Here is a 12,582-nt window from a genome sequence, read left to right on the forward strand (position 1 = left end):
ATTGTTCCTGATGGAAATTATTTACATTTGCCTCACTTAAATTTCAAGATGATCTCCGGTAAATTAAAAAATATCATTTACACGAAAAGGATAAATAAGGCCTTGAAAGGGAATCATATTCCTTCGAAAATGAATTCCGGAAAGATCGGTTTGATCATTGATGCTGAAAATGTAGAAAACAAGGCTAAGCTTTTTGAAATTTATCGCGAATCAGATTTTAGAAAAGATGATCTTAGTATAGTAATATGTGGAACCGCCGAAGCAATTTCAGATGACTGGAATGCAGCTGTTTTAGATACTAAAGAAATTACCGTTTCTGGAGATTTTAAGTCTGAATCGATCAAGAGCTTTAGCAGTGAAAAATTTGATTTTTTGATCTGTCATTTTACGAAAAGGTCGAAAACGGGATCTTTGCTTGCAGCCGAAACGAAAGCATGTGTGAAAATTGGAAATTCACCTGATGATTACGGAATTTATGATGTTGAGGTTCATGCTGATGAAATTGAGATTTTTCAGCAGGAGGTTTTAAAATATATAGAAATCTTAAAAAAGAATAATTGATGGAAGCCTTTATTGGTACGGGAGTAGCACTTATCACTCCATTTAAAGAGGATTTATCTGTAGATACAAATGCGTTGAACGATCTTGTAAAAGATCAGATCGCAAATGGAATTGAATACCTGGTGGTTCTTGGAACAACTGCTGAAAGCGCCACGCTTACAAACGAAGAAAAGGAACTGGTTAAAAAAACTGTGATCGAGACGAATGCGGGAAAATTACCATTGGTTCTTGGTATAGGTGGTAATAATACTGCCGGAGTTGTAGAAGAGTTAAAAACAGCGAATCTTGACGGGTTTGATGCTATACTTTCAGTTTCTCCTTATTATAATAAACCAACCCAGGAAGGGATCTATCGTCACTTTGAAGCTGTTTCAAAAGCATCGCCGCTTCCAATCATACTTTACAATGTTCCTGGAAGAACTTCCTCTAACATGCTGCCTGAAACTATCGATAGAATTGCAAGAAATTGCGACAATGTGATCGGGGTAAAAGAAGCTGCCGGAGATATCGTGCAGGCAATGAAACTTATAAGCCTTGTTCCTGAAGAATTTCTAGTGATCTCAGGAGATGATATGATCACTCTTCCAATGACACTTGCTGGAGGTAAGGGAGTGATCTCGGTAATTGGTCAGGGGCTGCCTAAAGAATTTTCAGATATGGTAAGAGCGGGACTGGAAGGTAAAGTTGCTGAAGCCTATAAACTGCACTACAGAATAGCTCCTTCCATAGACCTGATTTTTGCTGAAGGAAATCCTGCAGGGATCAAAGCTTTGCTGGCTAAAAAGAATATGATCAAAAATACTTTGAGACTACCTCTAGTGGAAGCATCTGAAATTTTACAGGAGCGTATCAACGCCTTTGTAGATAATTTCTAAGAGATTTTTTTTCGAAAAGAACTTTCCCACTGCAATAAACTCTTGATTCTAGGGTTATTTGAGTAGTTTAGGAAAGTTTTTTTTATAGTAACAAAAAATGTATTTTTGCCAGATGTTTTTACGTATCATGAAAAAAGGAATTCTTGTTTTAGGTCTGCTAATGGTGACGCTATCTTGTAGTGAGTACCAGAAGTTGCTTAAAAGTGAAGATACTGCACCAAAATATTCGGCTGCAGAAGAATTATATAATGAAGGCAAAGAAGAAGATAGTAATAAAAAGCTACGTAAGGCTTTAAGATTACTAGAACAGATCGAACCTCAGTTTCGTGGAAAACCTCAGGGAGAGAGATTGGTATTTATTCTTGCCGATACGTATTATCAATTAGGAGATTATTTTAATTCTCCATTTCATTTTGAAAGATTCCTGCAGTTATACCCTAACAGCCAGAAGGCAGAAGAGGCTTCTTATAAAGCAGCTTCCTGTTATTTCTATCGCTCACCAAGGTTTAACCTGGACCAGACAGATACGCATAAAGCGATTGAAGAACTTCAGGTTTATTTAAATACATATCCTGACGGTGAATATACTGAAGAGGCTAACAACATGGCTACTGAACTTCGTGTAAAACTTGAAAAGAAAGCTTACGAAATCGCTAAGCAGTATCATCATACAGAATATTATAAAGCGGCTATCGCTTCTTTTAATAACTTTATTGCAGATTATCCTGGTTCTCCGTTTAGAGAAGCAGCTTATTATTACAGGTTCGATTCAGCTTACAGGCTTGCCATTAATAGTTTTGAAGTTTTGATGGAAGAAAGGCTGAACAATGCAAAAGAACAATACAAATCTTACAAAAAATACTATCCTGAAGGAGAATATGTTCCACAACTGGAAGATTCAATGTCAGAGATTGATAAAAGGTTACAGAATTTTTAATTTTAGGAATGATGGATTTTAAGAAAATTGATGCACCGGTAAACACTACTACTATCAACAGGAATAAAGTAGATGCTCCAACCGGAAATATTTATGAAGCGATCTCAATAGTTGCTAAAAGAGCTGGACAGATCAATGGTGAAATCAAGAAAGAATTATTAGAGAAGCTTGATGAATTTGCTACTTACAACGATTCTCTTGACGAGATCTTTGAGAACAAAGAGCAGATCGAAGTTTCTAAATTCTACGAAAGATTGCCTAAGCCACAGTCTCTTGCGATCCAGGAATGGTTAGAAGACAAGATCTACTACCGTAACACAAAAGACATCGAAGAATAGATCTTAAAGCAAATATGTCTGTACTTAAAGGCAAAAAGGTTTTATTAGGTATTACCGGTGGTATCGCCGCTTTTAAAACTGCCGCTCTAGTACGTTTATTTGTTAAGGCAGGTGCTAGCGTAAAAGTCGTGATGACGCCTGCAGCAAAAGAATTTATCACTCCGCTTACACTTTCCACGCTCTCCAAGAATGAAGTTTTTTCTTCATTTACAGATGAGGAAGATGAGAATGCAAAATGGAACAATCACGTTGAACTCGGCCTTTGGGCCGATTTCATGCTTATAGCCCCTGCTACAGCCAGTACTTTATCTAAAATGGCATCGGGTAATAGCGATAATTTTTTACTGGCTACGTATCTTTCAGCTAAATGTCCTGTTTTCTTTGCGCCTGCAATGGACCTGGATATGTACAAACATCCATCCACAAAAAATAGCTTTCAGAAACTACAGGAATATGAGAATATCATGATCCCTGCCGGTGACGGTGAGCTTGCCAGTGGTCTTCATGGCGAGGGAAGAATGGCTGAACCTGAGGAGATCATTGATTTTATTGAAAATCATTTTTCTGAAGATCTTCCATTAAAAGGGAAAAAAATCCTGATTACTGCAGGCCCAACATACGAAGCTATAGATCCTGTACGTTTTATAGGAAACCATTCCAGCGGGAAAATGGGATATGAAATTGCTGAAGCTGCCATGAAACTTGGAGCTGAGGTAACTCTTATTTCAGGGCCAACGCATCTGAGCATTGACGAAAAACATATCAATCTCCTAAGAGTGACCAGCACGAGGGATATGTATGAGGCTGCTCATGCTAATTTTGCTGAAACTGATGTTTTTGTATCTGCAGCAGCTGTAGCCGATTATAAGCCTAAATTCGTTGCTGATAAAAAGATCAAGAAAAATGATGATTCTTTAACCCTTGAATTGACCAAAACTGAAGATATTCTGGCAAGTTTGGGCGAAGAAAAGAGAGGGCAGAAACTTATAGGCTTTGCTCTGGAAACGAACAATGAGGAGGAAAACGCAAGAAAAAAGCTTAAAAAGAAGAATCTTGATTTTATTGTTTTAAATTCACTCAACGATAAAGGAGCAGGTTTTAAAAGTGATACCAATAAGATCAGCATCATATACCCGGATAGAAAAAAGGATTTTGATTTAAAATCCAAGAAAGAAGTTGCCGGAGATATTTTAAATGAAATCATCGAATTATTTAATGCGTAAAATTCTTACAATCATCATGTTTTTTGCCTGTTTGCAGTTTGCCTCTGCGCAACAGCTTAATTGTGAGGTCATTGTAAACGCCGACCAGACGGGACAAGCCAATCTTTCGGTTTTTAAAACCCTGGAGCGAGCATTAAATGAATTTGTAAATCAAACTACCTGGACCGATAAGAAATTCCAGAATCATGAGCGTATCAATTGCAGTATGTTCATAACGATAAATAGTTTTGAAGGAGAGAGTTTTAATGGAACAATTCAGGTGCAGTCCTCAAGACCGGTTTACGGAACTTCCATGATCACTCCGGTGTTCAACTTTAACGATGAACAATTTTCCTTTAGCTACAGAGAATATCAACCGCTTAATTATAGTCAGAACACATTTAATTCTAACCTAATTTCAGTAATCTCATTTTACGTGTATACGATTCTGGGAATGGATGCAGATACATTTGAACTGGAAGGCGGAACTGCCTATTATGAAGAAGCCAATAGAGTGGTGACCAATGCCCAACAGGGAAATTCTCAGGGTTGGAGAGGTTCAGACGGTCAGCGTTCAAGATTCAGGCTTAATGCCGATCTTCTGGCTAACACCTATGCTGAATATAGAACAGCACTTTATAAATACCATCGTTTAGGCCTGGATGTAATGCACGAAGATGTGCTGGCTGGAAAAAATACTATAGCTGAAGCTTTGAACGATCTCGAAGTGATGAACAATCGCCGTAATAATTCCCTTTTATTAAGAGCCTTTCTGGACTCTAAGGCAGACGAGATCACCTCTGTATATTCCGGAGGTCCGGCTGTGGAAGATAGTCGTGAACTAATGGAAACCCTGAATAATATTGCTCCCAGGTACGCCAGAAACTGGAGAAATATTCAGTAGGCATTTAGGTTGATTTCAATTTTTTTCTCCCGTATATTTAGCACAAATTTTAACCGATTTGCTTACATCTCTTTCTATAAAAAATTACGCACTAATTGAAGATATCAACATTGGTCTTCAGCCTGGATTCACCATTATTACAGGTGAGACCGGTGCAGGAAAATCTATAATGCTCGGCGCTCTGGGATTATTGCTTGGAGATCGCGCCGATTTCAGTTCTATTCGAAATACAGAAAAGAAGTGTGTGATTGAAGGAACTTTCAGTATTTCCAATTATAAGCTGGAGAATTTCTTTAAAAAGGAAGATCTGGATTATGAAACTCAGAGCATTATCAGAAGAGAGATATTGCCTTCAGGAAAATCACGTGCATTCATAAATGATACTCCGGTTAAGATCACCGCGCTCCAAAAACTGGGAAATTACCTAATTGATATTCATAGTCAGCATGAGACTTTGAGTCTTGGGAATGCCGATTATCAATTTAATGTCATAGATACTATTGCGAAGAATGAATCTGTCATCCTTCAGTACAAGAATGAATTGAAAGAATATAAGGTTCTGATGAACCGTCATGAAGAGTTGAAAGAGCAACAATCACAGGCGGCGAAAGAATATGATTATAATTTATTTCTTCTGAATGAGCTTGAAGAAGCAGGTCTTAAGGCCGGAATGCTGGAAGAATTGGAAGAGCGATATGAAGAATTGAACAATGTGGAAGAGCTTACTGAAAACTTAAGTTCTGCTATTAATTTATTACAACAAGAGGAAATTGGAAGCCTGGAAAGTCTGAAAGCGGTAAGGGCAAACCTGTCACGAATTTCAAAATTTTCAGCCAATTACGAGAATTTTCATAGCAGGATTCAAAGTGCAATTATAGAGCTGGATGATCTTGAAGCTGAAATGACCGATGCACTGGATAGAATTGAAGCAAACCCGGAAGAACTGGAAATTGTGAATCAAAAGCTTCAGTTGATCTATAATCTTCAGAAAAAGCATAATGCTGAGAACGTAGAGGAATTGCTGGCTATCATTGATTCTCTTCAGGAAAAAGTTTCAGTTACAGAAAATGCGGAATCTGCATTAAAAGAAATTCAGTTGGCAATTCAGGAGAAAGAAAATAGCCTTGGTAAAACTGCTGATGCATTACATGCCAACCGGGAAAAAATAGTTCCGGCTTTTATTGAACAAACAGAGCAGATCCTGAAAGATCTGGGAATGCCGAATGCTAGGCTTGATATCAGGCTGGAACAGGGGAAAGAGTTTCTTAGTAATGGTAGAGATAAACTGGATTGGTTTCTTGCTGCCAATAAAGGAGGTGATTTTAAGGAGATAAAGAAAGCAGCTTCTGGAGGTGAACTTTCCAGGATCATGCTGGCAGTGAAAAGTATTCTTGCTGCACAAAGTAACCTGCCAACGATCATTTTTGATGAAATAGACACTGGAGTTTCCGGTGAGATCGCCAAAAAGATGGGCGAGATATTACAGAAAATGGGGAATAACATGCAGGTGATCGCAATTACACATTTACCACAGATCGCTGGGAAAGGAGCTACACATTTTAAGATTTTTAAGGAAGATAATGAAGTAGCTACCCAAACGAAGATCGTAAGACTAGAAGAAAACGACCGTATTGAGGAACTTGCTTTGATGCTTGGCGGTAATACCAAAAGCGATTCGGCCAGGGCACATGCAAAAGCCTTACTGAATTAATTTTCGTAATCTGCAGATCTCCAGTCTTGAAGTATCAGTAAATCTTGGGCCTTTTCATAAAAAGTATTTCCATCAACTTTGCTATATTTACAAGCTTAACAACCACAAAATATAAATCACATGTCATATAACCTGCTTAAAGGTAAAAGAGGAATTATTTTCGGAGCACTGGATGAGAATTCTATTGCCTGGAAAACAGCTGAAAAAGTTCATGAAGAAGGTGGAACTTTTGTTCTAACAAACGCACCTATCGCCATGAGAATGGGAAGTATTAAAGATCTTGCTGAAAAAACAGGATCTGAGATCATTCCGGCAGATGCTACTAAAGTTGAAGACCTTGAAAACCTTGTAGAAAAGGCTGTTGAGATCCTTGGAGGAAAGATCGATTTTGTATTGCATTCCATCGGGATGTCTGTAAATGTGAGAAAAGGAAACCACTATACAGATATGAATTACGATTACACCACAAAAGGTTGGGATGTATCTGCTGTTTCTTTCCACAAAACAATGCAGGTTCTTTTTAAGAAAGATGCAATGAGCGAGTGGGGAAGTATCGTAGCTTTGAGTTATATGGCTGCGCAAAGAGTTTTCCCAGACTATAATGATATGGCAGATAACAAGGCATATCTTGAATCCATTGCTCGTAGTTTCGGTTATTTCTTCGGAAAAGATAAAAAGGTAAGAGTAAATACTATTTCTCAGTCTCCAACTCCAACCACTGCCGGTCAGGGAGTGAAAGGTTTTGATGGCTTTATTGCTTTTGCTGAAAAAATGTCTCCGCTAGGAAATGCTACGGCTGAAGAATGTGCTAATTATACATTGACCTTATTCTCAGACCTTACCAAAAAGGTTACGCTTCAAAATCTTTTCCATGATGGAGGATTCTCAAATACGGGAGTTAGCCAGGAGGTAATGGAAGCTTTTACTAAAGACGAAGACTAAGAATAAATCATATATTACTGCCGGAATACTGTATCTTAATAGAACAGATTTCGGCAGTTTCTTTTTATAACCATTTTACATGCAACCAGAATATTCCTTTGTGATTCCGGTATATAACCGTCCTGATGAGATCAGGGAGCTACTGGAAAGTATGAGGAAATTGATTTCAAAGGTTTCCTTTGAGGTGGTGATCGTGGAAGATGGTTCCAGTTTGAGGTCTGACGAGGTCGTGAAAGATTATGCGGAAGATCTCAATATCAGCTATTATTATAAAAGTAATTCCGGACCCGGCGATTCCAGGAATTACGGAATGAAAAAAGCGAAAGCAGATTATTTTCTGATTCTTGATTCTGACGTGATCTTACCGGAAAATTACCTGAAAGAGGTGAATACGTTTCTGGAAAATGACTATTGCGATTGCTTTGGAGGTCCAGATGCGGCACATGATTCCTTTACCGATATTCAAAAGGCGATAGATTATACCATGACTTCTTTTTTTACTACTGGTGGAATAAGAGGTGGCTCCAGCAAAGGATTTCAGCCTAGAAGTTTTAATATGGGCATAAGCCGTGAAGCTTTTGAGGCCAGTCAGGGATTTGGGCACATACATCCCGGAGAAGATCCGGATCTGAGTCTTAGATTGCAAGATGCTGGATTTAAGATATGTTTGATACCTGATGCTAAGGTCTTTCATAAACGCAGGATAGACTGGAGCAAATTTTATACACAGGTTAAAAAATTCGGAATGGTTAGGCCGATATTAAATAAGTGGCATCCCAGCTCTTCAAAAATGACATACTGGTTTCCCAGCGCATTTATAGTCGGATTTGTATTTTCCATTCTTATGGCTATAGTCGGTGAGTCATTTTTTATTGGTTGTTACCTTATTTATTTCCTAATTATTGGCATAGATGCTGCAATAAAAAATAAAAGTATTTATATTGGGTTACTCGCTATAAGAGCGGTTTTTGTTCAATTTACAGGTTACGGTACGGGATTTTTAATCTCAAGCTATAAGATCAGTATTCTGAACGGAGAACCAGAGAAAGAGTTCCCTCATTTATTCTTTAAAAAAGATGCCGGTGCGTAGAAAGCCAAGATTTAAAAAATCCAGTGTAAAGACCTTCAGTTTTTTTCTGATCTTCTCTGCCATTGTTTGGGTGCTTGTGCAATTCTCCAAAACCTATACGCAATTGATCGAGATCCCGGTGAGCTATACCAACGCACCACTGGATAAAAGTATTTCAGATCAGAAACCAGATCATGTAGATCTGCAATTACAGGATAACGGATTCAATATCTATTATTACAAAATCTTTAATCCTGAGCTTATAATTGATCTTTCTAAAGCCAGGGAGTCTGAAAAACAATTGGTTTATACTTTACAGAATCATCTTACCGATATAGAGCAGCAATTGAAAATAGATTTCGAGAATTCCAGGATCATCCAGGAAGAGATCGTTGTTCCTTTTCAGTTCAAGAAAGAAAAGATGCTGAAGGTGATTCCGAATATTGAAGTGAACTATGCGGTTGGGTTTTCTGCCGATGATACCATTTATCTTACGCCAGATTCAGTAAAGGTGAGCGGACCAGAAAAAATTATTGATAGTCTGGTAAGCGTTCCTACCCGATCTTTAAGTTTAAGTAAGATCAATTCAGATCTTGACGGAATTATTGATATTGATACTTCCGGGCTGGGAGAATTGAGTTTTTATGAGAACAGTGTGAGATATACCCAGGAAGTTGAAAAATATACCGAAGGAAGTGCTGAGATCGCCGTTGAGGTGGAAAATGTACCAGATAATCTTAACCTGGCTTATTTTCCAAAAACCGTGGTGGTTTATTACCAGGTAAACCTGAAACAATTTGAAAGCATTAGTGCAGCCGACTTTAGAGTGGTTTGTAACTATAAGGATATTAAGGAGGGTGATGATTATATGATCGCCCAGATCGTTGAAAAACCTGAGTCAGTTAACAATATTAGACTTAACGAGCGCAGGATCCAATTCGTGATCAAGCGATGATGGTCATTGGCCTTACGGGTGGTATTGGCAGTGGAAAGACCACAGTAGCCGGTTTCTTTGAAGAAATTGGTATCCCGGTCTATATTGCCGATGATGCCGGTAGGAGATTAATGAACACTTCCAAAGAGATCAGAGAGGCGGTAATCCAGATTTTCGGTGAGGAAGCCTATAATAAGAAGCTTCCCAATAGAAAGTTCATTGCTTCAAAGGTTTTTAATGATAAAGGATTACTTTCCAGACTTAACCAGATCATTCACCCGGCAGTAGAAAGAGATTTTAATTCCTGGCTTTCAGATCAGACTTCAGAATATGTTATCTACGAAGCGGCAATTCTATATGAAACCGGTGGTTACAAAAAATGCGATTACAGCATCCTGGTAACAGCTCCACAAAAGTTAAGAATACTAAGACTTCAAAAACGTGATGATAGCTCTGTTGAAGAAATTCAGGAGCGAATGAATAACCAGTGGAGCGATGAAAAAAAATCGCAAATGGCCGATTTCCTAATAAATAACGAGGAATTAGCTCAAACGAAACTACAGGTTGAACATATTCATCATGAAATCTTAAAAGCAGGTAAAAATTGTTAGAAGTTCTGTTAACATTTGGTTAAACACTTTAATGTCTAAATGTTAAAATCTTACTTTTGACCGCATGAATAAGAAGCTTTTTGTCCTTCTGGTTGCGCTGATGAGCTTGTCCCTAATCGGTATTATTTTCGTACAGGGATACTGGATTAAGAGCACCATTGACGATCGTGAAGAGCAGTTTTCTTATAATGCAAAGCAGGTATTACTAAATGTTTCTGAAGAGATTCAGAAGCGTGAGTTCGAAAAATATTATTTCCAGTATAAGGATCCAGATAGTCTTAATAGTAAGCTTAGCGACAGAACTTTAACCGAGTATTTTTATAGTGACCGGGACGATAATAGAAACGAGACCTTTTTCAATACAGAAATAATCCTGGAAGAAGATTATAAAGTTTCTTCTGGTTTTTTACAATTTGCTGAGGATAGTATCCAGTTCACCAAAATGATCAATAAAAAGGTGACCGATATTGTTAGGAATAATCAGCTGGATAACGGAGATAATCTTAGCGCAAGACAAAGAATTGAACATATAGAGCGTATTTCTAGAATGGAAGAAGTGGAGAAAGATATTCTTCGTTCGGCCATTTCAGAGCTGGTAGTAAGGTTGCCGGTTCATAAAAGAGTTTCAGAAGAAACAATTCAGGAACTTATTGAAGAGCAGCTTGAAGAGAGAAATGTTGAAACAGGTTTTGAATTTGGAGTATATAATAATTCTATAGCCACAAATTTACATTCAGAGAACTTTAGCCTTGATCATCCGGCTACTTACGCAGTTCCGCTTTTTATGGATAGTGTAGGGAATAGCGGATATCAGTTGCTGGTTAATTTTACAGATAAGAAACAGGCGGTGTTATCTTCAGTGATCCTTATGGCATCACTATCTATCATTTTTACCCTGATCATTGTGATCGCATATTCAAGTGCATTATCCCAGTTGATCAAGCAAAGACAGATATCCCAGATAAAGACCGACTTTATAAATAATATGACCCATGAATTCAAGACACCTATCGCAACCATCAACCTTGCTTTAGATGCGATCAAGAATCCAAAGGTTATAGAAGACCGTTCTAAAGTGTCTCGCTATCTGCAGATGATACGAGACGAGAATAAAAGAATGCATGCTCAGGTAGAGAACGTTTTACGTATTTCTAAACTGGAAAAGAATGAGCTTGATCTTAAAAAGGAAAGGCATCAGCTTCACGACATTATTTATGATGCAGTGACGCATGTAGAACTTATAGTAGAAGACCGTGGAGGTTATATTCAAACGCATTTTGGAGCCCTTAGATCATCTATACTTGCGAACCAGGATCATTTTACCAATGTGATCGTAAATATTCTGGATAATGCGATCAAGTATTCAGAAGATTCGCCAAAAATAGATATCTATACCACGAACGTAAAGAACTATATCTGTTGTGAAATTAGAGACCAGGGAGTTGGTATGACGAAACTGGTTCAAAAGAAAATATTTGAAAAATTTTATCGTGAACATACCGGTGATATTCACAATGTCAAAGGTCACGGATTAGGCCTGGCTTATGCCCGCCGAATCATTGAAGACCATCATGGGGACATTACCGTTAGTAGCGAAAAAGGAAAAGGAAGTACCTTTTATATTAAACTACCACTAATATCTTAAATATATGGAAACTGAAAACAAGAAAATTTTATTAGTTGAGGATGATCCGAATTTCGGAACTGTCCTTAAAGATTACCTCGCAATGAATGACTACGAGGTAACTCATGCCAAGAACGGAATGGAAGGTTTCGAAAAGTTCAAAAAGGACGATTTCGATCTTTGTATTCTAGACGTAATGATGCCTTACAAGGATGGATTTACCCTGGCTAAAGAAATTCGTGATAAGAATGAGGAAATCCCAATCATCTTCCTAACAGCGAAAGCGATGAAAGAAGATGTATTGAAAGGTTATAAAGTAGGGGCAGATGATTACCTGAACAAACCTTTTGATTCTGAAGTTCTTTTGATGAAGATCAAAGCTATTATGCAGCGTAAAGCTACAGACAGCGTGGCAGATTCTAAGCAGTTCGAATTTGAAATTGGTGATTTCCACCTGAATTCAAAACTAAGATTCCTTACTTTCAGAGATGAGGAACCACAGAAACTGTCTCCAAAAGAGAATGAATTATTAAGATTACTGGCGTTGCACGAGAACGATCTTATGCCAAGAGAACTGGCGCTTACTAAGATCTGGAGAGACGACAACTACTTCACATCAAGAAGTATGGACGTTTATATCGCCAAACTTAGAAAATACCTGAAAAAAGACGAGAACGTGGAAATTCTTAATATCCACGGAGAAGGATTCAGACTTGTTGTAAAAAACAAGGAAGAGACCGAAGCTTAATTTAATTTTCAGTTTCCGGGATGTACTGCATCATGATTTAAGATCATGATGCAGTATTATATCTCGAATATAATCCCGGTTATTTTTTCTTTCCGGACTCAATTGCAGTCCATGCCGTAATCTTAG

General features: G+C 37.9%; 13 protein-coding genes. All 13 read left to right on the forward strand.

All coding sequences use genetic code 11. From position 1 onward, the window contains the following. The first annotated feature begins 48 nt into the window (after nucleotides 1–48). The 13 genes from RE431_RS03950 to RE431_RS04010 all read left to right on the forward strand — a co-directional run bounded on the left by RE431_RS03950 (nucleotide 49) and on the right by RE431_RS04010 (nucleotide 12,456). Complete coding sequence (locus RE431_RS03950) at nucleotides 49–561, forward strand: DUF6913 domain-containing protein (RefSeq protein WP_309560669.1); 513 nt, start codon at nucleotides 49–51, stop codon at nucleotides 559–561. Further along, the gene (gene dapA / locus RE431_RS03955) at nucleotides 561–1,436 is read left to right on the forward strand and encodes a 4-hydroxy-tetrahydrodipicolinate synthase (protein WP_309560670.1); all 876 of its coding nucleotides are present in this window, start codon (nucleotides 561–563) and stop codon (nucleotides 1,434–1,436) included. The genes RE431_RS03950 and dapA overlap by 1 nt, the downstream gene beginning before the upstream one ends. A gap of 112 nt (nucleotides 1,437–1,548) precedes the next feature. After that, entirely contained in the window at nucleotides 1,549–2,373 is an 825-nt protein-coding gene (locus tag RE431_RS03960) for an outer membrane protein assembly factor BamD (RefSeq protein ID WP_309560671.1), read from the forward strand. Between the two features lie 11 nt (nucleotides 2,374–2,384). Further along, nucleotides 2,385–2,711 carry a DNA-directed RNA polymerase subunit omega gene (locus tag RE431_RS03965; protein ID WP_309561327.1) on the forward strand — a complete coding sequence of 109 codons (327 nt, stop codon included), beginning with the start codon at nucleotides 2,385–2,387 and terminating at the stop codon, nucleotides 2,709–2,711. A gap of 14 nt (nucleotides 2,712–2,725) precedes the next feature. Further along, nucleotides 2,726–3,934: a bifunctional phosphopantothenoylcysteine decarboxylase/phosphopantothenate--cysteine ligase CoaBC gene (gene coaBC / locus RE431_RS03970; RefSeq protein ID WP_309560672.1), complete on the forward strand. Its 1,209-nt coding sequence runs from the start codon at nucleotides 2,726–2,728 to the stop codon at nucleotides 3,932–3,934. After that, entirely contained in the window at nucleotides 3,927–4,817 is an 891-nt protein-coding gene (gene porD / locus RE431_RS03975) for a type IX secretion system protein PorD (protein WP_309560673.1), read from the forward strand. The genes coaBC and porD overlap by 8 nt, the downstream gene beginning before the upstream one ends. Before the next feature lie 58 nt (nucleotides 4,818–4,875). Beyond that, nucleotides 4,876–6,528, forward strand: coding sequence for a DNA repair protein RecN (recN, locus tag RE431_RS03980; protein ID WP_309560674.1), 1,653 nt, complete (start codon nucleotides 4,876–4,878; stop codon nucleotides 6,526–6,528). 120 nt (nucleotides 6,529–6,648) lie between these two features. Then, entirely contained in the window at nucleotides 6,649–7,470 is an 822-nt protein-coding gene (locus RE431_RS03985; RefSeq protein ID WP_309560675.1) for an enoyl-ACP reductase FabI, read from the forward strand. A 79-nt stretch (nucleotides 7,471–7,549) separates the two neighbouring features. Next, on the forward strand, nucleotides 7,550–8,560 hold the full coding sequence (locus RE431_RS03990; RefSeq protein WP_309560676.1) for a glycosyltransferase family 2 protein: 1,011 nt from the start codon (nucleotides 7,550–7,552) through the stop codon (nucleotides 8,558–8,560). Continuing rightward, nucleotides 8,547–9,494 (forward strand): YbbR-like domain-containing protein, encoded by a 948-nt coding sequence (locus RE431_RS03995; protein ID WP_309560677.1) that lies wholly within the window; start codon nucleotides 8,547–8,549, stop codon nucleotides 9,492–9,494. Before RE431_RS03990 ends, RE431_RS03995 begins: the two co-directional genes overlap by 14 nt. Next, on the forward strand, nucleotides 9,491–10,084 hold the full coding sequence (gene coaE / locus RE431_RS04000; protein ID WP_309560678.1) for a dephospho-CoA kinase: 594 nt from the start codon (nucleotides 9,491–9,493) through the stop codon (nucleotides 10,082–10,084). The genes RE431_RS03995 and coaE overlap by 4 nt, the downstream gene beginning before the upstream one ends. A gap of 64 nt (nucleotides 10,085–10,148) precedes the next feature. Next, entirely contained in the window at nucleotides 10,149–11,729 is a 1,581-nt protein-coding gene (locus RE431_RS04005) for a sensor histidine kinase (protein WP_309560679.1), read from the forward strand. 4 nt (nucleotides 11,730–11,733) lie between these two features. After that, nucleotides 11,734–12,456: a response regulator transcription factor gene (locus RE431_RS04010; RefSeq protein ID WP_083642999.1), complete on the forward strand. Its 723-nt coding sequence runs from the start codon at nucleotides 11,734–11,736 to the stop codon at nucleotides 12,454–12,456. Nucleotides 12,457–12,582 lie beyond the last annotated feature (126 nt).

Source organism: Christiangramia sediminicola, assembly GCF_031344135.1.
Classification (GTDB): domain Bacteria; phylum Bacteroidota; class Bacteroidia; order Flavobacteriales; family Flavobacteriaceae; genus Christiangramia; species Christiangramia sediminicola.